Source organism: Micromonospora sp. NPDC051925 (assembly GCF_044548625.1).
Classification (GTDB): Bacteria; Actinomycetota; Actinomycetes; order Mycobacteriales; family Micromonosporaceae; genus Micromonospora.
Window position 1 is genome coordinate 144,038 of the sequence record NZ_JBIUCH010000009.1, and the last position, 25,664, is coordinate 169,701.

General features: G+C 72.9%; 21 protein-coding genes and 1 pseudogene. 13 read left to right on the top strand and 9 right to left on the bottom strand.

Annotated features, from left to right (window positions below; all coding sequences use genetic code 11):
• The first annotated feature begins 53 nt into the window (after window positions 1-53).
• Both ACIG87_RS14450 and mqnP read left to right on the top strand, forming a co-directional pair.
• Window positions 54-1,514 carry a menaquinone biosynthesis decarboxylase gene (locus ACIG87_RS14450; RefSeq protein WP_396850971.1) on the top strand — a complete coding sequence of 487 codons (1,461 nt, stop codon included), beginning with the start codon at window positions 54-56 and terminating at the stop codon, window positions 1,512-1,514.
• Entirely contained in the window at window positions 1,514-2,425 is a 912-nt protein-coding gene (mqnP, locus tag ACIG87_RS14455) for a menaquinone biosynthesis prenyltransferase MqnP (RefSeq protein WP_396850972.1), read from the top strand. Before ACIG87_RS14450 ends, mqnP begins: the two co-directional genes overlap by 1 nt.
• A gap of 171 nt (window positions 2,426-2,596) precedes the next feature.
• On the opposite strand, the gene ACIG87_RS14460 is transcribed toward mqnP, so the two are convergent.
• Window positions 2,597-3,562: a terpene synthase gene (locus ACIG87_RS14460; protein ID WP_396850973.1), complete on the bottom strand. Its 966-nt coding sequence runs from the start codon at window positions 3,560-3,562 to the stop codon at window positions 2,597-2,599.
• 212 nt (window positions 3,563-3,774) lie between these two features.
• Between ACIG87_RS14460 and ACIG87_RS14465 the strand changes: the two genes are divergently transcribed.
• Window positions 3,775-4,401: a UbiX family flavin prenyltransferase gene (locus tag ACIG87_RS14465; RefSeq protein WP_396850974.1), complete on the top strand. Its 627-nt coding sequence runs from the start codon at window positions 3,775-3,777 to the stop codon at window positions 4,399-4,401.
• Between the two features lie 68 nt (window positions 4,402-4,469).
• Here ACIG87_RS14465 and ACIG87_RS14470 read toward each other — a convergent pair whose 3' ends face one another.
• Window positions 4,470-4,736 carry a BldC family transcriptional regulator gene (locus ACIG87_RS14470; protein ID WP_084261470.1) on the bottom strand — a complete coding sequence of 89 codons (267 nt, stop codon included), beginning with the start codon at window positions 4,734-4,736 and terminating at the stop codon, window positions 4,470-4,472.
• A 268-nt stretch (window positions 4,737-5,004) separates the two neighbouring features.
• Between ACIG87_RS14470 and ACIG87_RS14475 the strand changes: the two genes are divergently transcribed.
• Together ACIG87_RS14475 and ACIG87_RS14480 are read left to right on the top strand one after the other, a co-directional pair.
• The gene (locus ACIG87_RS14475; RefSeq protein WP_396850975.1) at window positions 5,005-5,463 is read left to right on the top strand and encodes an Lrp/AsnC family transcriptional regulator; all 459 of its coding nucleotides are present in this window, start codon (window positions 5,005-5,007) and stop codon (window positions 5,461-5,463) included.
• Between the two features lie 102 nt (window positions 5,464-5,565).
• Window positions 5,566-6,657, top strand: a complete 1,092-nt coding sequence (locus ACIG87_RS14480) for a PLP-dependent cysteine synthase family protein (protein ID WP_396850976.1) — start codon at window positions 5,566-5,568, stop codon at window positions 6,655-6,657.
• A gap of 158 nt (window positions 6,658-6,815) precedes the next feature.
• On the opposite strand, the gene ACIG87_RS14485 is transcribed toward ACIG87_RS14480, so the two are convergent.
• The 3 genes from ACIG87_RS14485 to ACIG87_RS14495 form a co-directional block, all read right to left on the bottom strand.
• Window positions 6,816-7,436 (bottom strand): putative glycolipid-binding domain-containing protein, encoded by a 621-nt coding sequence (locus ACIG87_RS14485; protein ID WP_396850977.1) that lies wholly within the window; start codon window positions 7,434-7,436, stop codon window positions 6,816-6,818.
• Between the two features lie 96 nt (window positions 7,437-7,532).
• Window positions 7,533-9,437, bottom strand: a complete 1,905-nt coding sequence (locus tag ACIG87_RS14490; RefSeq protein ID WP_396850978.1) for a DEAD/DEAH box helicase — start codon at window positions 9,435-9,437, stop codon at window positions 7,533-7,535.
• 245 nt (window positions 9,438-9,682) lie between these two features.
• Window positions 9,683-10,192 (bottom strand): hypothetical protein, encoded by a 510-nt coding sequence (locus tag ACIG87_RS14495; protein WP_396850979.1) that lies wholly within the window; start codon window positions 10,190-10,192, stop codon window positions 9,683-9,685.
• A 61-nt stretch (window positions 10,193-10,253) separates the two neighbouring features.
• Here ACIG87_RS14495 and ACIG87_RS14500 point away from each other — a divergent pair, with 61 nt between their 5' ends.
• Window positions 10,254-11,258: a hypothetical protein gene (locus ACIG87_RS14500; RefSeq protein ID WP_396850980.1), complete on the top strand. Its 1,005-nt coding sequence runs from the start codon at window positions 10,254-10,256 to the stop codon at window positions 11,256-11,258.
• 360 nt (window positions 11,259-11,618) lie between these two features.
• Here the strand turns inward: ACIG87_RS14500 and ACIG87_RS14505 are convergent, their stop codons facing one another.
• Entirely contained in the window at window positions 11,619-13,187 is a 1,569-nt protein-coding gene (locus tag ACIG87_RS14505) for an NlpC/P60 family protein (protein ID WP_396850981.1), read from the bottom strand.
• Between the two features lie 243 nt (window positions 13,188-13,430).
• Here ACIG87_RS14505 and mqnE point away from each other — a divergent pair, with 243 nt between their 5' ends.
• The 3 genes from mqnE (at window position 13,431) to ACIG87_RS14520 (ending at window position 15,519) form a co-directional block, all read left to right on the top strand.
• On the top strand, window positions 13,431-14,600 hold the full coding sequence (gene mqnE / locus ACIG87_RS14510; protein WP_396850982.1) for an aminofutalosine synthase MqnE: 1,170 nt from the start codon (window positions 13,431-13,433) through the stop codon (window positions 14,598-14,600).
• 23 nt (window positions 14,601-14,623) lie between these two features.
• The gene (locus ACIG87_RS14515) at window positions 14,624-15,064 is read left to right on the top strand and encodes a hypothetical protein (RefSeq protein WP_396850983.1); all 441 of its coding nucleotides are present in this window, start codon (window positions 14,624-14,626) and stop codon (window positions 15,062-15,064) included.
• Between the two features lie 164 nt (window positions 15,065-15,228).
• Complete coding sequence (locus ACIG87_RS14520) at window positions 15,229-15,519, top strand: DUF4229 domain-containing protein (protein ID WP_396850984.1); 291 nt, start codon at window positions 15,229-15,231, stop codon at window positions 15,517-15,519.
• Between the two features lie 267 nt (window positions 15,520-15,786).
• On the opposite strand, the gene ACIG87_RS14525 is transcribed toward ACIG87_RS14520, so the two are convergent.
• The gene (locus ACIG87_RS14525) at window positions 15,787-17,145 is read right to left on the bottom strand and encodes a C39 family peptidase (RefSeq protein ID WP_396850985.1); all 1,359 of its coding nucleotides are present in this window, start codon (window positions 17,143-17,145) and stop codon (window positions 15,787-15,789) included.
• A gap of 204 nt (window positions 17,146-17,349) precedes the next feature.
• On the opposite strand from ACIG87_RS14525, the pseudogene ACIG87_RS14530 reads away from it, so the two are divergent.
• The 4 genes and pseudogenes from ACIG87_RS14530 to ACIG87_RS14545 all read left to right on the top strand — a co-directional run.
• Window positions 17,350-18,657, top strand: a pseudogene (locus ACIG87_RS14530) (M14 family metallopeptidase); the annotation flags it as partial.
• Between the two features lie 360 nt (window positions 18,658-19,017).
• Complete coding sequence (locus tag ACIG87_RS14535; RefSeq protein ID WP_396850986.1) at window positions 19,018-19,956, top strand: ABC transporter substrate-binding protein; 939 nt, start codon at window positions 19,018-19,020, stop codon at window positions 19,954-19,956.
• A 232-nt stretch (window positions 19,957-20,188) separates the two neighbouring features.
• Window positions 20,189-21,223: a FecCD family ABC transporter permease gene (locus tag ACIG87_RS14540; RefSeq protein WP_396851101.1), complete on the top strand. Its 1,035-nt coding sequence runs from the start codon at window positions 20,189-20,191 to the stop codon at window positions 21,221-21,223.
• A 173-nt stretch (window positions 21,224-21,396) separates the two neighbouring features.
• Entirely contained in the window at window positions 21,397-22,209 is an 813-nt protein-coding gene (locus tag ACIG87_RS14545; RefSeq protein WP_396850987.1) for an ABC transporter ATP-binding protein, read from the top strand.
• A gap of 65 nt (window positions 22,210-22,274) precedes the next feature.
• On the opposite strand, the gene ACIG87_RS14550 is transcribed toward ACIG87_RS14545, so the two are convergent.
• On the bottom strand, window positions 22,275-23,135 hold the full coding sequence (locus ACIG87_RS14550) for a VOC family protein (protein WP_396850988.1): 861 nt from the start codon (window positions 23,133-23,135) through the stop codon (window positions 22,275-22,277).
• A 259-nt stretch (window positions 23,136-23,394) separates the two neighbouring features.
• On the bottom strand, window positions 23,395-25,446 hold the full coding sequence (locus tag ACIG87_RS14555) for a HelD family protein (protein WP_396850989.1): 2,052 nt from the start codon (window positions 25,444-25,446) through the stop codon (window positions 23,395-23,397).
• Window positions 25,447-25,664: the final 218 nt, after the last annotated feature.

The window sequence follows — 25,664 nt, forward strand, 5'->3', positions numbered from 1 at the left end:
CTGGGGCGGACCCGGCGTGGGCGGTGCCGGCGGTGGTGCGGGAGACTGGCCGTATGGCGGCTCGTGGCTTCCCGTACACCGATCTCAAGGACTTCCTCGCGGCGCTGGAGCGCGCGGGCGAGCTGCGGCGGGTGACCGTCCCGGTGGACCCCACGCTGGAGATCAGCGAGGTGGTCACCCGGACGGTCCGGGCCGGCGGGCCGGCGCTGCTCTTCGAGCGGCCCACCCGGGGCGAGATGCCGGTGGCGATCAACCTGTTCGGCACCGAGAAGCGGATGGCGATGGCGCTCGGCGTCGAGTCGCTGGACGAGATCGGCGACCGGATCGGCGCGTTGATCAAGCCGGAGCTGCCGGTCGGCTGGTCCGGCATCCGCGAGGGCCTGGGCAAGGTCATGCAGCTCAAGTCGGTGCCGCCGCGCAAGGTGAAGACCGCTCCCTGCCAGGAGCTGGTCTACTCCGGCGACGACGTCGACCTGAACAAGCTGCCCGGCCTCCAGGTCTGGCCCGACGACGGCGGGATCTTCCACAACTACGGGCTGACCCACACCAAGCACCCGGAGACCGGCAAGCGCAACCTCGGGCTCTACCGGCTCCAGCAGCACTCCCGCAACACCCTCGGCATGCACTGGCAGATCCACAAGGACTCCACCGCCCACCACGCGGTCGCCGAGCGGCTCGGCCAGCGGCTGCCCGTCGCCATCGCCATCGGCTGCGACCCGGTGGTCAGCTACGCCGCCTCCGCGCCGCTGCCCGGCGACATCGACGAATACCTGTTCGCCGGGTTCCTGCGCGGCGAACGGGTCGAGATGGTCGACTGCCTCACCGTCCCGTTGCAGGTGCCGGCGCACGCGCAGATCGTGCTGGAGGGCTACCTGGAGCCCGGCGAGCGGCTGCCCGAGGGGCCGTTCGGTGACCACACCGGCTTCTACACCCCGGTCGAGCCCTTCCCGGTGCTGCACGTCGAGACGATGACCATGCAGCGTGCGCCGGTCTACCACTCGATCGTCACCTCCAAGCCGCCGCAGGAGGACCACGGCCTCGGCAAGGCCACCGAGCGGATCTTCCAACCGCTGCTCAAGCTGATGATCCCGGACATCGTCGACTACGATCTGCCGGCCGCCGGGGTGTTCCACAACTGCGCGATCGTGTCGATCCGCAAGCGCTACCCGAAGCACGCGCAGAAGGTGATGAACGCGATCTGGGGCGCGCACCTGATGTCGCTGACCAAGCTGATCGTGATCGTCGACGAGGACTGCGACGTGCACGACTACGCCGAGGTCGCCTTCCGGGCCTTCGGCAACGTCGACTACGCCCGCGACCTGCTGCTCACCGAGGGGCCGGTGGACCACCTCGACCACTCGTCCTACCAGCAGTTCTGGGGCGGCAAGGTGGGTGTCGACGCGACCCGCAAGCTGCCCACCGAGGGCTACACCCGGGGCTGGCCGGAAGAGATGACCATGTCGCCGGAGGTCACCTCCCTGGTCGACAAGCGCTGGAAGGAGTACGGCATCTGATGGCCACCGCCGTCGCACCGCCCGCCCGGCCGGGCCGGGTCAAGTCCTTCCTCAGGCTCGTCGCGATCGAGCACTCCGTCTTCGCGCTGCCGTTCGCGTACCTGTCGGCGCTGACCGCGATGCAGGTCAACGGCGGGCGGGTGCGCTGGTGGGACCTGCTGCTGATCACCGTGGCGATGGTCGGGGCACGGACGTTCGCGATGGCGGCCAACCGGATCCTCGACCGGCGGATCGACGCCCGGAACCCGCGTACGGCTGGCCGGGAACTGGTCACCGGGGCGGTGAGCGTGCGGACGGCCTGGACCGGCGCGGCCGTCGCCCTGGTGGTCTTCCTCGCCGCCGCCGCCCTGCTCAACCCGCTCTGCCTGGTGCTCGCCCCGCTCGCCGTGATCCCGCTGGTGGTCTACCCGTACGGCAAGCGGTTCACCGACTGGCCGCACGCCATCCTGGCGATCGCCCAGGCGGTCGGGCCGGTCGGCGCGTGGCTGGCGGTCACCGGCACCTTCGCCGGCTCCTGGCCGGCCTGGCTGCTCGGCGCGGCCGTCGGCCTGTGGATCGGCGGCTTCGACCTGATCTACGCCTGCCAGGACGACGAGGTCGACCGCCGGATCGGGGTACGCAGCGTCCCCGCCCGCTACGGCCGCCGCTTCGCGCTGCACGCCTCCACCGTCGCGCACGTGATCACCTTCGCGCTGTTCATCTGGTTCGGTGCGCTGGTCGGCTACGGCTGGCCCTGGTGGATCGGCCTGGCCCTCACCGCAATCGCCTTCGGCTACCAGCACCTGGTGGTAACCCCCACCGACCTGAGCAAGGTCAACCGGGCGTTCTTCACCGCCAACGGTTTCGTCGGCATCGCCCTGTTCGCCTTCGCCCTCCTAGACCTACTAATCCGCCTAAACCTGCACCCGTAACCCCCCACCCCCACCCCCACCCCCACCCCCACCCCCCTCGGCCCCGCCCTCGCCCTCGCCCCGCCCCGGTGATCAAGAAGTTTGCGTCAATCTGAAGATCGAACGTGACGTAAACCTCTTGATCACCGGGCCGGGAGCGAGGGGGGTGGGGAGGGGGGTGGGGGGTGGGGGTCAGGGGTGGGTGTTTGCTGGGTAGCGGGCGCTTTCCAGGGTCCAGTCGATGGTGCCTCGGACGGCGTTCGCGAGGCCGTCGAGGTGGACGGTTACGGACTCGTCCAGGGCCGGGCCGAACGACGGCACCGCCGCGCGTTGCGCCTCGAAGCGGGCCATCGTGTCCCGCCACCGGTCGGCGACCAGCTCCACCGCCTCCGATACCGGCACGTCCCGCTCGGCGGCCAGGGCCAGCACCAGGTTGTGCCCGCCCGAGGTGACCCGGTCCCGTTCCATCGAGGCGATGTCGTTGTACCAGGAGAGCAGGTCGTTGCCGAGTTCGCCGATCCGACGCAGCAGCGGATGGTGGTAGACCGCGTCGGGCAGCGCCCGGCCCCCGACGAACTCGATCAGCGGATACGACACGTACGCCGCCGAGGTGGCCCGGCGCAGCGCGACGTACTCGGCCACCCCGGGCACCTGTCCGCTCTCCTTCGCCACCGCCTCCCGCCAACTGCCGTCCAGGTGGTCGGCGACCGCGTCGGCGAAGCGCAGCCGCCAGCGTGCCGGCATCCGGCGGCGGGGCGTCCGCCACGCCTCCACCAGCAGCCGCCGCAGCGGCCCGCCGAAACCCGGATGCCGCCGTCGGGGGCCGTCGTGCAGCAGGGTCAGCGTCCCCGTCCGCAGCGCCCGGATCTGCTCCGGGGCCAGCCGGCCCGGCCCGTCGCAGGCGTCGTCCACCAGGAAGAACCAGGTGAACATGGTGGCCACGGTACGCAGATCCGGCTCGCTCGCGTCCGGATAGAGGCGGCCGGCGTACCGGGCGAAGCCGGCCCGGTCGAGCCGGCGCAACGCCTCGGCGTCCAACGGGAGACCCAGCCGGGGCAGTCGGTCCAACAGCCACTCCTGCACCCTGTCGGCGTGCGGGGAGAGCCGGGGTGGGATCGGGCACGCCGACCGTAACGACCAGAGGACCTCGTCGACCATCAACCGATGCCTCCCCCGTGCGGTGTGGATCAACAGACGGCAGCATCGCAGGTCGGTCACCGACGCGCCGCCCGGCCCGCGTGCCCCTCGAGTGGATCAGGGAGTTCGTGACCCCCACCGGCCGGGGCGGTGACCGGGCCGGGACGGACGGTCGAAGGGCGATGTCCGGGGGTGGGCGTCGACGGCCGGTGTGCACCAGGCAGGCTGGGCGTATGCGCGAACCATGGGTGGTGGGGGTCTCCGGGGCGTCCGGCACCCCGTACGCGGCGGCCGTCGTCCGGGGGCTGCTCGACGCCGGGGAGCCGGTGGACCTGATCGTCTCCCGGGCCGCCCGACTGACCGTCCTCGACGAGACCGGCCGGCCGTTCCGGGACGGTCACTGGGCCGAGGATCTCGCCGGCTGGCTGGGCCGGGACCTCACCGACGACGACGTACGGCACTGGCCGGCGGGCGACATCGCGGCCGGGCCGAGCAGCGGTTCCTACCGGGTACGGGGGATGGCGGTGGTGCCGGCCAGCACGGCAGCCTGCGCCGGCATCGCCATCGGGCTGTCGAAGGATCTGCTGCAACGCGCCGCCGAGGTCAACCTCAAGGAACGGCGGCCGGTGGTGCTGGTGCCCCGGGAGACCCCGGTGACCCGCAGTCACCTGGAGCACCTGATCGCGCTGCACGACGCGGGCGCGGTGGTGCTGCCGGCCAGCCCCGGCTTCTACGGCGCGGGGGCGTCCGCCACCGCCCAGCAACTGGTCGACTTCGTCGCCGGCAAGGTGCTGGACGCCCTCGGCGTGCCGCACACCCTGTTCCGCCGCTGGTCGGGGCAGTTGGCCGCCGAGCGCTGACGAGCCACTCGACCCGGCCGGAGGCGGGCCGGACCTTTCGGCCGGCCCGCGCGCCCGTCTCGCACCATTCAGTACATCCCGGCATTGGCCGGACCCGGCCCGGTCGAGGCGGCGGGGCCCACATTGCGTGGCTTGCCCATGTCATCCGCCTCGTCCAACATGCCCTCCCCTTCCAGCAGGGCCCGCACCTCGGATTCCCGAAACCGGCGATGCCCGCCTGGAGTCCGGATGCTGCCTATCCGGCCGGCCGCCGCCCAACGCGTCACAGTCTTCGGGTCTACCCGAAACAGCGCGGCGACCTCACCCGGTGTCAGCAGGCGATCTCCAGTGTCCACAGCCCCCTCCTCGCGTCGACGAAGCCCTCGGCTGAACACACTGCCCCCGGCCGGTGCGAGCCCAGAGCCGTCATGAGGGACGTATGGCAATTACAGCACCAGCGAACTGGCCTGTCCGCCAAACGCGAAAAACGCACGGAGTGGGAAGTTAGTAAATGGTACCGGCGCGGGACTCCCTTGACCGTCGGTCTGCGAACTGTCACCTGCTGTCATATCCAACGGATGCCGGTCGCCGGACGTTACGCCCCAACGGATAGGCTCACACTCCGTGGACGCGATCGACCGGAGCCTCGTCGAACTGCTGCGCGGCAACGCCCGCCTGTCGTACGCCGAACTGGCCCGGCAGGTCGGCCTCTCCGCGCCGGCCGTGCACGAACGGGTCGGCAAACTGGAATCCAGTGGCGTCATCCGGGCATACCGGGCCGAGGTGGAGCCGGAGTCGATCGGGCTCGGGGTGACCGCGCTGATCGGCATCGTCGAGGACTCCGGCGGGGACACCGACGACGTGCTGGAGACGTTCCGGCAGATGCCCGAGATCGAGTCCTGCTACTTCATGGCCGGCGTCGAGTCCTTCCTGCTCAAGGCGCGGGTGGGCACCATCGCCGAGCTGGAGCAGTTGATCGTCAGGTTGAGCCGTACCCCCGGGGTGGCCTCCACCCGCACCGGCATCGCGCTGTCGACCAAGTGGGAGAACCGGCCCCAGCCGATCGAGCCGCCGACCTCCTGACCGGCCGGCCTGCTCGGCGGTCGTCCCGGGCGCCGGACGTCCCCGCCGAGCGACGTCGGGTCGACCCGAACGCGAGCTGAACTCGCTTGTAACGTTGCCGACATGACTCATCTGGACCGGTGCGACGAGGCCAGCCGGGTGTGGGTGACCGAGGCCATCGCCTCGGTGGAGGCCGACGCCAACCGGTCCGCCGACACCCACCTGCTGCCGTTTCCGCTGCCCCGGCAGTGGGGGATCGACCTCTACCTCAAGGACGAGTCGGTGCACCCCACCGGTTCGCTCAAGCACCGGTTGGCCCGCTCGCTCTTCCTCTACGGGCTCTGCAACGGCTGGATCGGGCCGTCGACCACGGTGATCGAGGCGTCCTCCGGCTCGACGGCGGTCTCCGAGGCGTACTTCGCCCGGATGCTCGGGCTGCCGTTCGTCGCGGTGATGCCCGCCTCCACGTCACCGGAGAAGATCGCTCAGATCGAGTTCCACGGCGGGCGCTGCCACCTGGTCGCCGACCCGGCCAAGGTGGTGGTCGAGGCGCGCTGGCTCGCCGAGGACACCGGCGGGCACTTCATGGACCAGTTCACCTATGCCGAGCGGGCCACCGACTGGCGGGGCAACAACAACATCGCCGAGTCGATCTACGCGCAGCTCTCCCTGGAACGGCACCCCGTGCCGGCCTGGATCGTGGTCGGCGCGGGCACCGGCGGCACCAGCGCCACCATCGGCCGGTACGCCCGCTTCCAGCGGCTGCCCACCAAGCTCTGCGTGGTCGACCCGGAAAACTCGGCGTTCTACCCGGCCTGGCAGGCCGCCGACTGGTCGGTACGCACCGGCCGGGGATCCCGGATCGAGGGGATCGGCCGACCCACCGTCGAGGCATCCTTCCTCCCCTCGGTGGTGGACCGGATGACCCAGGTGCCGGACGCCGCCTCGCTGGCCGCCATGCGCGCCGGCTCGGCGGTGCTCGGTCGGCGGGTCGGCGGCTCCACCGGCACCAACCTGTGGGGGGCGTTCGGGCTGATCGCGGAGTTGCTCGCGCAGGGCCGGACCGGCTCGGTGGTCACCCTGATCTGCGACGCCGGAGAGCGGTACGCCGACACCTACTACGACGACGACTGGGTGGCCGGGCAGGGCCTCGACCTCGCCCCGCACCTGGCCACCATCGAACGGTTCCTCACCACCGGCACCTGGCCGGCCTGACCCCCGGCCGGTCAGTGCAGCGGTGCCGGTCGCAGTGGTGCCGGCCCGGTGTGCGGCCGGCCCGGTGTGCGGTGCCGGCCCGGTGGGGATCAGGTTGCGGGCCGCCGCGTGCGGGTGGGGTGCAGCGGCCTGTGGAGCTGATGACGTCGACGACTCAGTCAGCCCAGATCGGCCCGGTCGGCCAACCCGGGGTAGTGCCGGACCAGCCCCGCGCCGTCCACCTCCAGCTCGGCGCGGAAGGTGTCGCTGGTGAAGCCCACCCGGCCCGGCCCGAGCGCCGTGTAGACCTGCTCGCCGGCCACCACCTCCAGGCTCGGCACCAGCACCCAGGCCACGGTGATCCGGTGCTCGGTGCTGGACGTCGCGCCGGCCAACCCCAGTCGGCGGATCGGCAGGCTGTTGAACAGCGCCGAACCGCCCAGGTCGACGTCGAGCGCGTCGTGCAACCGGTCGGTGTCCTCGATGCCGGGCAGCCCCGCCGGTGGCCGACCGGCCGCCCGTAGCGCCGCGTCCAGGTCGCCCTGCTCGCCGGTGGTCACCCGCCAGCCCGCTGCCCCGCGTTCCAGCCGTACCGCCCGCGACCAGCCCGCTCCCTCGGCCTCCACGGCGAGCGAGACGGTGGCCCCGTCCGCGCCGGTCGCCAGCCGGTATCGGCAGGTGTAGGGGACCGGGTCGACCGCCAGTTGGGTGCCGTGCGCGGTGAACCCGGACCCGTCGTCGAGGACGACGTGCTCGGCCCCGGCGGTGTCCGTCCGACTCCAGAAGAGTGACCTCGGCATGGTCCGGACGTTACGCCAGCCGGCCGCCGACGGCAGCGCATGCGGAAACGCCGCCCCGGAGCGTGGGCTCCGGGGCGGCGTCGAGAATCCGTCGAATCAGTGGGTACGCGCCGGCGGTCGGCCGCCGAAGCCCCGCCGGTCGTCGCGCGGCCGGTCGTCGCGGACCAGTCCCTCGGTACGGAACCCGCCCCGGCGGTCGCCGCCACGCGGCTCACCGCTGCCGAACCGGCGCTCCCCGGAACGCTGCTCGCTCCGGACGTCCCGGTCGCCGAAGCGCTGCTCGCCCCGGTCGCCGAAGCGCCGGTCGGTGCGGTCGCCGTAACCCCGGTCGGCCTGGGCGCGATCACCGTAGCCACGCTCACCGGTGGGTCGGTCGCGGTAACTGCGCTCACCGGTGGGGCGGGCGCTGTAGCTGCGGTCGCCGTAGCCGCGGTCCCCGGTGGGGCGGTCGCCCCGTGCGTCAGGCCGTCGCCCGGCGCGGTCGCCGAAGGACCGGTCAGCGAAGCGTCGCTCCCCGGTCGGCCGGTCGGTGCCGGACCGCTCCCCGAAGCGGGAACCCTGGTCACCGCCCCGGTCGCCGTAGCTGCGGTCCCCGGTCGGTCGATCGCCGCCGTAGCTCCGGTCCCCGCTGTGACCCCGGCTGTCCCGGCTGCCGCCGTAGCTCCGGGAGTCCCGGTCGCCGAAGCGGCGCGGCCGGTCGCCGTGCCGACGCGGCTCGGGCTCCTCGCGTACCGGAACCGGGACGCCGCTGGGCTCGCGGGCACCGGTCAGCTCGGTCAGCACCGCGTCACCGACCCGCACCCGGGTCTCGGCCGGCGCCACGCCGGCCTTCTCCAGCATCGCCAGCGTGGTCCGCCGCTGCTTGGGCAGCACCAGCGTGGCCACCGCGCCCGACTCGCCGGCCCGAGCGGTACGGCCCGCCCGGTGCAGGTAGTCCTTCGGATCCTTCGGAGGATCGATGTGCAGCACCAGGGAGACCCCGTCGACGTGGATGCCCCGGGCCGCCACGTCGGTGGCGACCAGCACGTCCATCCGTCCCTCACGGAACTCGGCGAGGGTCTTGGTACGCATCCGCTGGGTCTTGCCGCCGTGCAGCCCACCGGCCCGTACGCCCACCGCGCCGAGCTGCTCCACCAGCCGGTCGACGCCGAGCTGGGTACGGGCGAAGAGCATGGTCCGGCCGGGGCGGGCCGCGATCGACGCCGCCACGGCGAACTTGTCGTGCGGCGGGATCAGCAGCAGGTGGTGGTCCATGGTGGACACCGACGCGGTCGACGGGGCGGTGGAGTGCGTCACCGGGTCGGTCATGAACCGCCTGACCAGCGTGTCGACGTCACCGTCCAGAGTGGCCGAGAAGAGCAGCCGCTGGGCGTTCGCCGGGGTCTTGGAGAGTAGTTCGGTGACCTCGGGAAGGAAGCCCATGTCGGCCATCTGGTCAGCCTCGTCGAGGACGGTCACCTCGACGTCGTCCAGGATGCAGACGCCCCGGTTGATCAGGTCGCCGAGCCGGCCCGGGGTGGCCACGACGATCTCGACGCCCCGACGCAGCGCGTCGATCTGCCGGTCGTACGGGACGCCGCCGACGGCGGTCTTGAGGAAGATCCCGACGGCCTTGCCGAGCGGCAGCAGCGCGTCGTTGACCTGCATCGCCAGTTCGCGGGTGGGGACCAGGACCAGGGCGCGGGGGTGCAGCGGCCGGGCCCGGTTGCGCTCGGCGAGCCGGGCGATGATCGGCAGGCCGAAGGCCAGGGTCTTGCCGGAGCCGGTCTGGCCCCGGCCGAGCACGTCCCGGCCGGCGATGGCGTCGGGCAGGGTGGCCCGCTGGATCTCGAACGGGGTGGTGATGCCCTGCCGGGCGAGGGTGTCGACCAACTGCCGGGGCAGCCCCAGGTCGGCGAAGCCGACGACGGGGGTGGCCTGGGCCGGGTCTGTGCCGGTGACGTCACCGGTCGGGAGGTCTTGGGCGGACGGAATGCTGCCGGGTTCAACGGAGGTGGTCAAGAAATGCCTTTCGAGCGGGGCGCATCTTCGCGATGGCCCGCCGCAGCATGAGGTACGCCGCCGAATCGCCCGCAAGATCGCCCAGGGGCACGCCACGCGCGCCGGGTCAGTGATCCCGACAAGTGTACGGCGATCCGGCGATGTCGCCAGTGCACCCCGAGCCGGTAGTGGGCGGACTCACCCCGCCCCGGTCGGCCTCACCTGCCCGGCAGGCCGCCCCACCAGCATGTCCCGGTCGGCCGGCTTCACTGGGACAGCATGTTGCCGACCAGCCCGTCCATCACGTCGTTGGCCAGCAGGACGACCAGCACACTGATCGCCACCAGCAGCCCCAGCGAGGCGGCGAGCACGACCACCACCCGGGTGGTCCTGCTTCGTGAGGGCGGCGTGTCGGACCAGCCCTGGGCCAGGATGTGCCCGGTCAGCGAGCCGGAGTTCTCCACCGGATTGGCTGCCGGAAAAGCGACAGTCGAGTGCCCCGGCCCGTCGGTGCCGCCGCCGTAGCCGACGCTCGCCAGGTCCGGGCCGCCCCGGTAGGACGTACCGGTGGAGGGGCGGGCGGAACCGGCGACCGTCCCGCGTGGGCCGGATGCGGACGGGGGCAGCGCGGGGGCCGGCACCACCGGCAGCGTCGACGTGGCGCCCTCGGCCGACAGGTCCCGTACGACCGGGGCCCGGAACGTCGGCAGAGCCGCACCGGCAGCCCCGGCACCAGCCGAAGCCGTCGAGGTCGGAGCCGCCGAGGTCGGAGGCACCGGGACCGACCCTGCCGAGACCGCAGGGCTGAAGGCCGGGGGTGTCGAGGTCGGCGGGGTGATGACGGAGGGTGTCGGGGCCGGGGGTGTCGATGTCGGGGTCGTGGGAACGAAGGCCGGGGGTGCCGAGACGGGCGGGGTGGCGGTGCCACCGGTGGTGGGGACGGCAGCGGAGGCGCTCGCCCGGAAAGCCGGTGCCGGGGTCGACCGGTCGGGCATGGCCGGTGGCGGGGGAAACGGAGGTGCCGGCATCGGGCCGGGCGGCGGCGGAGGCGGCGGTACCGCCGGACCCGGGGGCGGCACCGGCGGCCCGGGTACGGGCGGGACCGGGCCGGGTGGGACCGGTCCGGTCCCCGGCGGCGGTCCGGGCAGCGGCGGGACCGGCGCGGGGAACGGCTTCGGTGCCGGTGGTTCGGGGGTGAACGGCGACGGGCTCGGGGCCGGTGGTTCGGGAGTGAACGGCGACGGGCTCGGGGCCGGTGGTTCGGGAGTGAACGGCGACGGGCTCGGCGTCGGCGGTTCGGGGGTGAACGGCGACGGGCTCGGGGCCGGCTCGGGCGTCGGGGCCGGTGACGGTTCCGGGGTGGGCTCCGGTTCCGGGGTCGGTGGGGTGGGCGGCTGGACCGGCTCCGGGGGCTGCGCCGGCTCGGGCGGCTCCGGGTTGACCGGTGCCGACCGGTACACCCCGGGGGCCGCGTCGCCGGACCGGGTTCCCGCGCCGGCTGCCGCACCTTCGGCCTCGGCGGCGGAGATCCGGCTGAGCCCGGGGACGGAGACGCTGGCCCGTGCGGTGCCGCCGTCCGATCCGCCGCGCTGCCCGAAAACGACCGCCGGGGCAGCCGGGTCGTCTGCGGGGCTGTCGGGTCGGGTGGAAACGGAACCGGGCACGTCAGCCGCGACGGGTACCGGGTCCGACGTCCGGCTCGCCGGCCCGGCGGTTCTGGTGGTGGGGCCGTCCGGGTTGGCGGTTCTGGTGGCCAGGCCGTCCGGGTTGGCGGTTCTGGTGGTGGGGACGGTGACCGGGGTGGACGGGCCGGCGGAGGGTGCCGGGCCGCCTGTTCGGTAGGTGGTGGCGGTGGCCGGGCCGTCGGGCAGTTTCCTGTTCTCGGGCGGCGCGGTCACGGTGCTCACGCTGGCCGTGGCGCGGGCCGGCCGGTCAGCGGCTCCGGCGGATACCCCCCGCGGGTCGGCGGCTCCGCCGGGGGTTTTGGTGACGCCGGTGGGCTGGCCCGGGATGTCGGCGGCCGGGTCGGGCACGGTCCCCTGGTCGACGCGCTCCACCGGAACCTCTTGCTCGCCCATGATCGCCCTCCGCGCACCCTCGCACCCGCGTCCCGTGAACAGTGACCGGATGTGCCTCGTGTCACCGTGCCACATCTCGTCCTGTCGGCACAGCCGGAGTATCGACGGGGACGGTCGCGGTCGGTCAGCTCCCCGTGCTCGCCGACGCCGAGGCGGACGCCGACCGGCTGCTCTCCGGGGTGCCGGTGCTGGCGACCGTGGTCGGCGTGGCGCTACTGGTCTCCGGGGTCGGCGTACCGGAGCCGGAGATGCTCGGCGTCGGTTCCGCGCTCTCGGTCGGCGTGGGCGTCGGCGTCGCGGAGCTGTTCGACGGCTTCGGGGTCGGCGGCTTGGTCGGCGGCTTCGTCGACCCTCCGGTCGGCCGAGGCGTGGGCGTGGTGGGTTTCGGTGACGCGGTGGTGGGCTTCGGCGACGGGGTGGTGGGCTTCGGGGTCGGCGTCGGGGCCTGGGTGACCGGGGCGCCAGGGGTGGTCACCGCCCCGACGACCCGGGTGGAGGCATAGAGGCCGGACCACCGGACCTGGGAGATCTTGACCACGTCCCCGCTGCGCGGCGCCTGCACCATCCGCCCGCCACCGATGTACATCGCGACGTGGTGGATGGTCGTCCAGCTGCTGCCCGAGGCGAAGAAGAGCAGGTCACCGGGGAGCAGGGCGCTCTGCGCGACCGCCCGGCTGCGGGTGGCGTAGTACTGGTCGCGGGCGACCCGGGGCAGGTCGTAGTACCCGGCCGACCGGTAGGCGGCCCACATCAGGCCCGAGCAGTCGAACCGGTCCGGGCCCTCGGCCGCCCAGAGGTAGGGATCGCCGAGTTGGGCCAGCGCGTACCGCACGGCGGCGAGCGCCTGCGGGCTGGCATTCAGCCCGGTGCTGCTCTGCCCCTCGACGTACGCCGCGCCCAACTGCTGCTCGGCGGCTTCCTGCTGCTTCTCCAGCGCGATGAGCTGGGCCTGGTTGTCGGCCCGCAGCCTGGTGAGCTTGGCGTCGTTCTCGCGCAGCGCCTTCTGCACCGCGGCGAACTGCTCCTCGGCCCGGCGGACCCGGTCCTCGGCGGCGGTGACCGCCTGGGTGGCGACCTGCTCGGCCGTCCGGGCCCGGGACAGTTCGCCGGCCGCCGCGGTGGTCTCGTCGTCGGCCTGCTCGCCCCGGGAGACCCGCTGGAGGACGCTCAGCCCGCGCAGGTCCCGGGCGAGTTCGCCGGGTGGCAGGGCGGCGGCGGCCTTGAAGGCGTTCGCGGCGACGGCGTTGGCCTGCTGCTCGGCCACGGTCAGCGCGCCCCGGGCCCGGGTCAGCTCGCCCTGGACACCGGTGAGCTGGCTGCGTGCGTCGTCGCGCTGCTTCTGCAGCTGGAGGAGTTGGTCGGCGAGCTGGCCGTTCTGCGCGGTCAGGGCGTCGATCTGGGACAGCAGCGGGTTGGTCGGGAGCCCGCCGACCGGGAGGGTGGTGCTGCCGGACTGGCCGGTGGGATAGCCGGGGTTCGCCGCGCCGGGCAGTTGCAGCCCGCCCGTCGCCACCGGCCGGGAACCGGTGTCGGGGACGGTGTTGGGCAGCGCGGGATCGGCGTAGACCGGGGTGGCCAGGACCATCGCGGCGACCGCGCCGAGCAGGGCCGACCAGAGCGCCGGACGCAGCACCGGGGAGATCACCGGGCTTCTGCGTCGTCGCTGCCGTCGCCCGTGCCCGCTGTCAACCATTCCGCTCCCTGTGCCGCGTGATGGCACCGCGCGGGGTGGGCGCGGTGACCGGGACGCCACCGGCGTGCGTCGCGTCCCACCCTGTCTTACCGCACCATGACAACGATGTCGATCCGTGGCCGCCTTGGAGAAGGCTGTGAGTACGGGTGAACTGCGTCGCTGCCGGTGCCCGTCCTGCCGACTCGTCGGTGGTCCGACGTAGGCTCGACCGGGACCGCAGGTGTGAAGGGACGTGGCTTTTCGATGGACGCCGGACTCAAGCGTGAGCTCGAAGCGAAGGTGTACGCGGGGGAGCGACTGACCCGCGCCGACGGGATCGCCCTGTACGAGAGCGACGACCTGACCTGGTTGGGCCGGCTGGCCCACCACCGGCGTACGGAGTTGAACGGCGAGCGGGTGATGTTCAACGTCAACCGCCACCTCAACCTGACCAACGTCTGTTCCGCCTCCTGCGCGTACTGCTCTTTCCAGCGCAAGCCGGGCGAGAAGGACGCATACACGATGCGCATCGACGAGGCGGTCCGCAAGGCCAAGGAGATGGAGGACGAGCAGCTCACCGAGCTGCACATCGTCAACGGCCTGCACCCCACGCTGCCCTGGCGCTACTACCCGAAGGTGCTGCGCGAGCTGAAGGCGGCGCTGCCGAACGTCAAGCTCAAGTGCTTCACCGCGACCGAGGTGCAGTGGTTCGAGAAGATCAGCGGCCTGTCCGCCGACGAGATCCTCGACGAGCTGATGGACGCCGGCCTGGAGTCGCTGACCGGCGGCGGCGCGGAGATCTTCGACTGGGAGGTCCGCCAGCACATCGTCGACCACGCCTGCCACTGGGAGGACTGGTCGCGGATCCACGCGCTGGCCCACGCCAAGGGCATGAAGACCCCGGCGACGATGCTCTACGGCCACATCGAGGAGCCCCGGCACCGGGTCGACCACGTGTTGCGGCTGCGCGAGTTGCAGGATGAGACGGGCGGTTTCGCGGTCTTCATCCCGCTGCGCTACCAGCACGACTTCGTCGACTCGGCGGACGGCAAGATCCGTAACCGGATCCAGGCGCGCACCACGATGGCCTCGCCGGCCGAGTCCCTGAAGACCTTCGCGGTCTCCCGGCTGCTCTTCGACAACGTCCCGCACCTGAAGAACTTCTGGGTGATGCACGGCCTGTCGGTGGCCCAGCTCTCGCTCAACTTCGGCGTGGACGACCTGGACGGCTCGGTCGTCGAATACAAGATCACCCACGACGCCGACTCGTACGGCACCCCGAACACCATGCACCGGGACGACCTGCTGCACCTGATCTGGGACGCCGGCTTCCAGCCGGTCGAGCGGGACACCCGTTACAACGTGGTCCGCGAGTACGACCGGGCGCCGTCGCTGGCGTCTCGGCGTTCCGAGCCGCAGCAGGTGTGGGCCTGACCCAGCCGTATGCTCGTCACACCATGACCGGACAGCAGCCGACGACCGAGCAGCGGAGCGGGTTTCCCCGCCGGGACGCCGAGGGGCGCATCCTGACCCTGGGCGACCTGCTCGGGGTGAGCCTGGCCGGCTGGGTGATCGGCCTGCTGGCGTTGGTGCTCTTCGAGTGGGCGTTCGCGACGGCCGGCGCGGGGGACTTCGGTCGTACCAATGGCTGGCTCGCGGTGATCCTGCCGGCCTGGCTGTTCTGGGACGACTTCCGGGCCTGGGGCTTCGGCGCGGCCCGGGTGGTCGCCGCGCTGGTCGGTGCGGTCGTCGCGGTGGTCGCCGGGCTGCTGGTGGCGGGCCTGGCGAGCGGGCTGGCTCCGCTGTTCACCGGCGCGCTGGCCGCGCTCGCGTTTACCGTCGGGTACGCGGTGCTCTGGTTCCAGGGCGTGCACTGGCTGGCCCGGCGGACGGGCTGAACCACCGGCGACGGGGCGTCCCGACGCATCACAAAGGAGTGGGTACGTGAGCGCGAGGAGTGAGCGGGGTGTGCGAGCCCCGCAGTCGCGAACCGAGGTGGGCGTGTGAGCGCGAGGAGTGAGCGGGGTGTGCGAGCCCCGCAGTCGCGAACCGAGGTGAACCCGTGAGCGCGGCGGTCAAGTACACGTTGGCCCGGATCGGGCTCTTCCTGGTGGTCGTGGCGGCGCTGTGGCCGGTCGGGATGAACCTCTTCCTGAAGCTGATGGTGGCCTTGATCTTCTCCGCCGCCGCGTCGTTCTTCCTGCTCCGGGGCTGGCGGGACCAGATGGCGGAGGAGGTGGCCGCCGCCGCCGAGCGCCGCCGGGCGGAGAAAGAGCGCCTCCGTTCCGCCCTGGCCGGCGACGACCAGCCCACCGCCGCCGACCAGCCCACCGAGGGCGACCGACGCCCCTGACCCCGCGCCCCTGACCCCGCGCCCCTGACCCCGCGCCCCTGACCCCGCGCCCCTGACCCCGCCTCTGGCCTCGCGCCTCCTGGTCCCGCGGCCCTGGCCCGTGCCGCGCCGGCCTCGTGTCGTGGTCCCGCGCCGGCCTCGTGTCCCGCTCCGGGCCCGCGCGGGTCGTTCCCGGCGGCATGATCCACACAATGGTGGCCCGGTGGCGGTATCGGGAGGGCGGGATACCGCTACCTCGGCCCACGGGAGTGGATCATGTCGGTCGGGTCACCAGTTGGTGGAGCCTGGGACCACCGGCCATGGGCGGTCGGCCGGCTTGATCAGGTACGCGATGCCGCCCGAACCGCCGGCCACGGTGCCGTCGGCCCGGTGGCGCTTGGTACGCAGCCAGACCTGCTCGAACTGGTCCTGCCGGTAGACGTTGCGCACTTCGGCGTCGGACGCCGATGCCGGGTCGTTGACGATCACGTCGCCGTTCGCGGTGAAGCCGACGATCACGAACAGGTGCCCGGAGGTGCCGTAGTTCGAACCGTCCAGCTCGGTGTCGAGAAAGGACTGCGAGGTGATCACGGGAATGCCGGCCCGGATGAACCGTTCCGCCTCGTCGAGTGAGTGCAGCCGGGTCACCCGCGCGTCGATGCCGGTGAAGGTGGCCGCGTACGCGGTGTTGAACGGCCAGTTGCCGGCGCCGTCGTACTCGTTGTCCCAGGTCATCCGAGCGGCGTGCACGACCTGCGGGTCGGGGTGGTCGGGGCTGATCCAGGACATGTCCGCGGCGGACGGCAGCCGGCCGTAGTACTCCAGCACCATCGTGGTGGACGTCGGGCTGCACCAGACCTGGCCGCCGCCGCCCCACTCGGGGTAGCTGCCCCGGTGGATCATCTGGGAGCGGGCCGGCACGGGCAGTTCGGTGCCCCAGGCGATGCCGCCCCGGCTGGGGGTGACGGTGAACCGGTCCGGCACGTGGGAGCTCATCGCGCCGAGCATCCGGACCCGGGGTGAGGCGGTCTGTCCGGGCGCGCGGTAGAGGGTGAGCCGCAGCTGGTACGACCGCAGCAGCACCCCGGCGGTGGCGTCGTCGATGGCGAGGGTGTCGGTCCAGACGCTGGACCAGGGGTCGCCCTGATCGTCCAGGGTGGCCCGTTTGAGGTCCTGGTCCCCGGCGGCCCAGCGGGCCATGACGTACCACGGGGTGTGGTCGCCGGTGGTGTAGGTGCCCTGGAGTTCGACCTGGAGCCAGGTGCCGGCGGGGGTGTCGGCGTTCCAGGAGGCGACCAGTTCGGTGGCGTCGAAGCCGATCGTGGTCCGTGGCGAGGTCCAGGTGGCGTACTCCCAGGTGCGGGTGGTGCCGGTGTGCTCGTCGGTGAACTCGGTGGTGCCGGCGGGTCGACCGATGGTCAGGCCGGCCTGCCGACCGGGTACGGCGTGGGTGCCCCGGTGGGTGCCGGCCCGCCAGTCGGGATACCGGGACCACTCCTGGAAGGTGATCTGTTCGTCGTGCCCGTTCGCGGGCGGCCGGTCCCCGGCGGGCGGGTGGCCGCCGGCTCGGACGGGAGCGGTGCTGGCGAGCAGGGTGAGGGTGGCGACGCCGACGACGGCGGCGGCGCGCAGGGCTCTGCTGGACATGGCAGCTCCGCAGGGTGGGGAATCGTTGCCCTCAACTGTCCTGCCCGGCAGGAAGTTTCGCCAGAGGTTGAGGCATGGAAAGTCATTGCCGGCGTGACGATCCGATCGGGATGGGCAGAGATAGTCACGGATATTGATATGACCATGTGACTCCTGGTGGAGTGTGCGCACAACGGGATACCCCGTACCCCGAGGAGGATGTTCATGGCCTTCCGCACCTCCCCCTTCCGGCGTCGCCTGGCGCTCGCCGTCGTCGCCGGCCTCGGCCTCACCGCCGTCGCCACCGGCCCGGTCTCCGCGCGCCCGGCCCCGGAGCCCGAGCCCGCCGCCGTCGGCTACCGGGTGCTCGGCCCCCGCACCCTCGCCGACCGCAACGCCGTCGCCCGCACCGGTGCGGCCATCGACTCCGCCGAGCACGGAGTGCTGTACGTCTCGGCCACCCGGTCCGAGGCCGCCGCCATCACCCGGCTCGGCTTCCGGCTCGAGCAGGAGGCCGAGCCGGCCCCCGCGGACGGTGCCGGCACCTACGCCTTCCCGCCGGCCGACTCGAACTACCACGACTACGCCGAGCTGACCACCGTGGTCAACCAGGTGGTCGCCGACCACCCGGCCATCGCCCGCAAGACCAGCATCGGCAAGTCGTACGAGGGCCGCGACCTGATGGCGGTGAAGATCTCCGACAACGTCGGCACCGACGAGGCCGAGCCGGAGATCCTGTTCAACTCCCAGCAGCACGCCCGCGAGCACCTGACCGTCGAGATGGCGATCTACCTGCTCAACCTCTTCACCGACAGCTACGGCACCGACTCGCGGATCACCAACATCGTCAACTCCCGGGAGATCTGGATCGTCCCGACGGTCAACCCGGACGGCAGCGAGTACGACATCGCCACCGGCTCCTATCGCTCCTGGCGTAAGAACCGGCAGCCCAACAGCGGCGCTGCGGCGGTCGGCACCGACCTGAACCGCAACTGGGGCTACAACTGGGGCTGCTGCGGCGGCTCGTCCGGCACGCCGTCGTCGACCACCTACCGTGGGCCGTCCGCCTTCTCCTCCCCGGAGACCAAGGCGATGCGCGACTTCGTCAACAGCCGGGTCGTCGGCGGGGTGCAGCAGATCAAGGCCAACATCGACTGGCACACGTACTCGCAGCTGGTGCTCTGGCCGTTCGGCTACACCACGGCCAACACCGCCACCGGGATGACGGCCGACCAGTACAACACCTTCGCCACCCTCGGGCAGCAGATGGCGGCCACCAACGGGTACACCCCCGAGCAGTCCAGCGACCTCTACATCACCGACGGCGACAGCCTCGACTGGATGTGGGGGACGCACAAGATCTGGGCGTACACCTTCGAGATGTACCCCGGGCCGTCCGGGGCCGGCGGCGGCTTCTACCCGCCCGACGAGGTGATCCCCGCCCAGACCTCCCGGAACAAGGAGGCGGTGCTGCTCCTGTCGGAGTACGCCGACTGCCCGTACCGGGTGATCAACAAGCAGAGCACCTACTGCTGACCCTACAGTCGTGACTCCGGGTGGGGTCCTGTAAGCCCCCGACGGGACCCCACCCACCCCTCCCATCCGGACGATCTCCGCTGGTCGTGCGCTACCGTGGCACCCGATCGACCCGCAGCGAAGCCGGTGCGAAACCGGCGCTGTCCCGCAACTGTGATGCCCTACCGTGGTTCCCGGCCCCGCCGGGGGCCGCTCCGGCGCCCGGCCCGAGTGGCCGGCGTCGCCGTGTGTGGGGACGAGCCAGGTCGCCTGCGGTCGGTCGCGACACGCGCTCTCGAGGAAGGGCGCCTCGCGGACGGGTACGCCAAGCGGCCCCTGTCGGCGAAGCACCACGCTCCTCGACCGACAGGAGGACCGATGTCCCGACGTACCCCCCGGCTGTTCGCCGCGACCCTCGCGGTGGCCGCCCTCGCCCTCGGCGCGTGCGCCGAGAAGACCTCCAGCGACACCCCCGCCGCCGGCAGCAGCTCCACCGCCGCCGCGTTCCCGGCCACCGTCGGCAATCTCACCCTGGACAAGCGGCCCGAGAAGATCGTCTCGCTGTCGCCCACCGCGACCGAGATGCTCTTCGCCATCGGTGCCGGCAAGCAGGTCACCGCCGTCGACGACCAGTCGAACTTTCCGGCCGACGCGCCCAAGAGCGAGCTGTCCGGCTTCCAGCCCAACGCCGAGGCGATCGCCGGCAAGAACCCCGACCTGGTGGTGCTCGCCAACGACACCAACAAGATCGTCGCCCAGCTCACCGCGCTGAAGGTCCCGGTGCTGCTCACCCCGGCGGCGGCCACCCTCGACGACTCGTACCGCCAGCTCACCGACCTGGGCACGCTCACCGGCCACCCGACCGAGGCGGCCGACGTCACCGCCCGGATGAAGGACGAGATCGGCAAGCTCACCAAGGATCTGCCGCAGCGGTCGACGAAGCTGACCTACTACCACGAGCTGGGGCCGGAGCTGTACAGCGCGACCAGCAAGACCTTCATCGGCTCGATCTACACGCTGGCCGGCCTGGAGAACATCGCCGACGCCTCCGACGCCGACGGCAAGAACGGCGGCTACCCGCAGCTCTCCCAGGAGGTCATCGTCAAGGCGAACCCGGACTTCGTCTTCCTGGCCGACGTCAAGTGCTGCCAGCAGAGCGCCGACACGGTCAAGGCACGCAGCGGCTGGGCGGGCGTCACCGCCGTCAAGAACAACCAGGTCGTCGCCCTCGACGACGACATCGCCTCGCGCTGGGGGCCGCGCGTGGTCGACCTGCTCCGGTCGATCGTCGACGCCACCGCCAAGGTGCCGGCGTGACGGTCCACCACCGGTGACCGTACGGTCCACTGACCCCGGGTCGGCCGGGACGCCTGACGCGTCCCGGCCGACCGACGCGCCCGTGCCCGGCCCGACCGCTGCCGCACCCCCGGCCGGCTCCGGGTCGGCCGGGTCTGCGCCGGCCGGGTCCGCGTCCGGTCCGGGTCCGCGGTCCGCCGCCGGGCCGGACCGCGCCCCGGGCGTCGCCGCCGGTACGCCCCGACCGGCCGGGCTGCGCAAGCGCTGGCTCGCCACCGGGGTGCTCGCCGTGCTGGTTGCCCTGGTCGCCGGGGTGTCCCTCGGCCCGGTCGGCCTGCCGCCCGGCAGCGTCGCGGCCGAACTGCTCAACCTGCTGCCCGGGGTACGCCTGGACAGCGGGCTGACCGAGCGCGAGATCGCCATCGTCACCGAGCTGCGGCTGCCCCGGGTGGTCCTCGGCCTGCTCGTCGGCGGTCTGCTCGCCCTGGCCGGCGGCTGCTACCAGGGCGTGTTCCGCAACCCGTTGGCCGACCCGTACCTGCTGGGGGTGGCGGCCGGCGCGGGGTTGGCGGTGACCGCGGTGATCACGCTGGGCGGCGTCGGGGCGGGCGGGGCGCTGACCGGGATGCCGGTCACCATTCCGCTCGCCGCGTTCGTCGGCTCGCTCGGGGCGGTCGCCCTGACGTACCTGCTCGGGGCGGCCGGTGGGCGGGACCGCTCCCCGGCCACCCTGATCCTGGCCGGGGTGGCGGTGTCGGCGTTCCTCGCCGCCGGGCAGACGTACCTGCTGCAACGGCACTCCGACAGCATCCAGCAGGTCTACTCCTGGCTGCTCGGGCGGCTGGGCACCGCAGGCTGGGGCGACGTGCGGCTGATCCTGCCGTACTTCGTGCTTACCGCCGTGGTGGTGCTGCTGCACCGGCGGGAACTCGACGTGCTGTCCGTCGGCGACGACGAGGCGGCCAGCCTCGGCCTGCACCCGCAGCGCTCCCGCTACCTGCTGATCGCCGCCGCCTCGCTCGGCACCGCCGCCGCCGTCTCCGCCTCCGGCCTGATCGGCTTCGTCGGGATCATCGTGCCGCACACCGTGCGCCTGCTGGCCGGGTCGAGCTACCGGGTGATCCTGCCGCTGTCGATGCTCTTCGGCGGGGCGTTCCTGGCGCTGACCGACGTGGTCGCCCGGACCGCCGCCGCCCCCGCCGAGATCCCGATCGGCGTGGTGACCGCCCTGCTCGGCGGCCCGTTCTTCGTCCTGGTCCTGCGCACCGCCCGCCGGGTGTTCCCGTGAGCGCGAGGAGTGAGCCGGGTTTGCGAGCCCCGCAGTCGCGAGCAGAGGTGGTTCCGTGAGCGCGAGGAGTGAGCCGGGTTTGCGAGCCCCGCAGTCGCGAGCAGAGGTGGTTCCGTGAGCGCGAGGAGTGCGCCGGGTTTGCGAGCCCCGCAGTCGCGAGCAGAGGTGGTTCCGTGAGCGCGAGGAGTGCGCCGGGTGAGCCGGCGGTCGAGGTGCGGGGGCTGCACGTGCGGTTGGGCGGGGCGGTGATCCTGGCCGGCGTCGACCTGACGGTCGCCCCGGGCGAGTGGGTCACCGTGATCGGGCCGAACGGCGCCGGCAAGTCCACGCTGCTGCGCGCCGTCGGCGGCCTGCTGCCCGCCCCGGGCGCGGTCTCGCTGTTCGGTACGCCGTCCGGCGCGCTGCGTCGTCGGGACCGGGCCCGGGTGGTGGCGACGGTGGCGCAGTCCCCGGTGGTGCCGGCGGGCATGTCGGTGTTCGACTACGTCCTGTTGGGGCGGACCCCGTACATCGCGCCGCTGGGTCGGGAGTCGGCCGCCGACCTGGCCGCCGTGCACGACGTACTCGACCGGTTGGATCTGACCGGGTTCCACCGGCGCGAGCTGGCCACCCTCTCCGGTGGGGAGCGGCAGCGGGTCTTCCTGGCCAGGGCACTCGCCCAGGGGGCCACCCTGCTGCTGCTGGACGAGCCGACCAGCGCGCTGGACATCGGCCACCAGCAGGAGGTGCTGGAACTGGTCGACCAGCTCCGTCGGGCGCACGGCCTCACGGTGCTGGCCACCATGCACGACCTCTCCGTCGCCGGTGAATACGCCGACCGGATGGTGCTGCTCGCCGACGGTCGGGTCGTCGCGGCGGGCCCACCCGACCAGGTCCTCACCGAGGAACTGCTGTCCCGCCACTACCGGGCCCGGGTCCGGGTCATCCCCGGCCACCACGGCCCCCTGGTGGTCCCCACCCGCCCGCACCCGGCGGGATACCGGTGACCAGCTCGGTCTCGCCCGGGTAGCGGTGTCCGCCCCGCTCCGGCACCGCGTCGTCGGTGACGTCGCTAGTGGGGTGGGGTGAGGAGGTCGAAGGTGGCGCCGGTGGGGTCGCGCAGGGTGGTCAGGCGGCCCTGGGGGGTGGTACGCGGCGGGACGAGGATGGTGGCGCCGAGAGTGGTGGCGCGGGCGGCGGTGGCATCCACGTCGGTGACCGCGAAGTAGACCGACCAGTACGCCGGCAGGTCGACCGGGTCGGGCCGGGCAGGTGGATCGGGCCCGGCGGCCGGGTCCGGTGGGGCCGTCGGATCCGCCGGGGCGACCGCGTCCGCTGGGGTGGCCGGGCCACGGACGCCGAGTGGCGGCAGTGGCCGCATACCGGCCACGATCCGGGCCCCGCACCGCCAGCCGGTGTAGGCGTACCCACCCGCTGGCTGCTCCTCCGGGTGCCAGCCGAAGACCAGCTCGTAGAAGGCCTTCGCGCCCTCCGGGTCCGGGCTGACCAGCTCGTTCCAGCACATCGCCCCGGGGGCGTCGAGCAGTTCCGCCCCGGGCATCCGCATCGGCTGCCAGACGCTGAACACCGCGCCGGCCGGGTCGGCGAAGACCGCCATCCGACCGGCGTCGAGGACGTCGAACGGGGAGACCAGGACCTGCCCGCCGGCCGCCTCGACCCGGGTGGTGACCAGATCGGCGTCGTCGGTGGCCACGTACATCGACCAGACCGGCACCTGGTCCGGGGCGGCCGGTGGGCCGGCGCCCGCCACCGCCCGGCCGTCCTTGCGGAAGATGGTGTAGCCGGCCGCCTCGGGTTCCGGAGCGATCCGGCCGGTCCAGCCGAACAGCTCCGGGTAGAACCGCCGGGCGACGTCCAGATCGGGGGTGGCCAGGTCGGTCCAGCAGGGCGTGCCCGCTGCGACGGTGCTCACGTCGGCCCCTCTCGGCTGCTGGCGGCGAACCGGGATTCCCGAGGACCTGCGTGCCCCGACACCCCCACCGGGGGCGGACGCCCCTGCCGGCATCGTGGCACCGGCCGGCGCTCACCGGGCCGAACCGGCGAAAGGTCAACTGAACCGGCGACCCTCGTCCCGCCGGTGCGCCCAGCCGGAGACCGTGGCGAACAGCACGATCCAGACGCAGCCGCACCGGCGGAGACCCCGGTCGGGCGGGTGTCGGTGTCGGCCGGGGTCAGGCCGTCGCGGGCTCGGCGAGCGGCTCGGGCAGCGGCGCGGCGTGCAGCACCGACAGCCCGGAGACGGCCCGGGTCAGCGCCACGTAGAGGCGGTGCAGCCCACGCGGCTCGGCGGCCACGATCGCGGCCGGCTCGACGACCACGACGTGGTCGTACTCCAGGCCCTTGACCAGCGTCGCGGGGACCACGGTGACCCGCGCCGAGGCGGCGACGTCGTCGGCGGTCGCGGTCGGCACGTCGGCGGCGGCGAGCGCCGCGCGCAGCCCGTCCACCGCGTCGTCGGCGGCGATCACCCCGATCGAGCCGTCGTGCCCGAGCGCCGCGCGCACCTCGGCCACCGTCGCCGCCGCCAGGTCGGTCACGGTACGCACCTCCAGCGCGCCGTCGCGGCGCAGCGACACCGCCGGGGGTACGTCGACGGCGAGCGCCGGCAGCAGCCGGTTGGCGAACGCGACCACCACGGCGGGCACCCGGAAGCCGATGCTCAGCGGCACCACCACCGCGTCCGGCTTGCCCAGGTGGGCCAGGGACTCGCGCCAGTCGGTGGCCGCCCACGGGGCGGTGCCCTGGGCCAGGTCGCCGAGCAGGGTGATCGAACCGTGCTCGCTGCGGCGGGCGATGGCCCGGCACTGCATCGGCGAGAGGTCCTGCGCCTCGTCGACGACCACGTGCCCGAAGCCGGCCGGCCGCTCGATCAGCCCGGCCGCCTCGTCGATCAGCACCGTGTCGGCGGCGGTCCACCGGGTCGCCTTCGGCGTCCGGCCCAGCTTCGTGCCGTGCAGCAGGGCCTGTTCCTCGCCGGTGAGCAGGCCGTCGGCGGCGGTGGCGAGGATGTCCGGATCGCCGAGCACCGTATGCACCAGTTCCTCCGGGGTGAGCGCCGGCCAGGCCGCGTCGAGGAAGGCGGTCACCGGGCGGGCCCTGCCCATCCGGCGCAGCCAGGCGTCGCCCGGCGACTCGGCCCGGCGGGCCTCGGCCTGGCGTTGCAGCAACCCGACCACCCGGGCCCGGACCCGCTCCCGCCCGGTGTCGTACGGCAGGCCCTCCCGGCGGGTCTCCTCGATCACCCGGTGCAGCGGGTCCAGGCCGATCCGCCAGCGGAACGAGCCGTCCGACACCATGATCGGTTCGGTGGGCCCGGTGATCAGGGCGTCCGCCGCGCGCCGCAGCACCTCGGCCATCCGGGGGTCGTGCTTGAGGGCGGCGACCGCCGGGTCGTCGACGGCCCGCACCGGCACCCGGGCCACCAGGTCCTCCACGGTGGCCTGGGCGACCTCGACCTCGCCGAGGGCCGGCAGTACCGCCGCGATGTACGACAGGAACGCCCGGTTCGGGCCGACGATCAGCACTCCGGCCCGGCGCAACCGCTCCCGGTGCAGATAGAGCAGGTACGCGGCCCGGTGCAGCCCGACGGCCGTCTTGCCGGTGCCCGGCGCACCCTGGACGCAGATCGAGTCGGCCAGGTCGGCCCGGACCAGTTCGTCCTGCTCGGGCTGGATGGTGGCGACGATGTCCCGCATCGGCCCGACCCGAGGACGTTCGATCTCGGCGGTGAGGATCCGGCTGGTCGTCCCCAGCTCTTCGCCCCGGTCCAGGTGCTCGTCCTCGAAACTGGTCAGCGTCCCGGCACTGAACCCGAACCGCCGTCGTACGGCGACGCCCCGCGGGTCGCGGGCGCTGGCCCGGTAGAACGAGCGGGACACCGGGGCCCGCCAGTCCAGCACCAGCGGCTCGCCCCGCTCGTCGGTGACGTGCCGCCGGCCGACGTGGTATTTCCGCCCGGCGTGCTCCGGGTCGGCGGGGCCGAAGTCGAGGCGGCCGAAGAAGAGCGCGGTGGTCGGGTCGTCGGCCAGCTCGGCGACCCGCCGGGCCAGGTGCCGGCCGAGCTGCTCGGCGGTGTACGCGTCCCCGGCGACCTTGTCACCGGTGGCGAAGAGCGACTGGGCGCGTTCCCGCATCCGCCGCAGGGCGAGCCGGGAGGTTTCCAGGTGGGCCCGCTCGGCGGCGAGTTCGTCGTCCAGGGACTGTTCCGGGGCGTGCAGGGTCATCCACGTACTCCTCGACACGGGAAAAACGCTGCCGCTCGCGTTTCCGACCCGGGGTCGGCGCGGGGACGTCCGCTGCGGTGCTACACACCTCGGCCGTCGGGCGGGGGACATGGCAGCCTACCCCCACCGGTCAGGGCGGCAACCGAATTACCACCCTGTCGGGGTCGCCGGCCTGCTGGTCGTGGTGGCGGCCTGCTGGTCGTGGTGGCGTTCGTGCC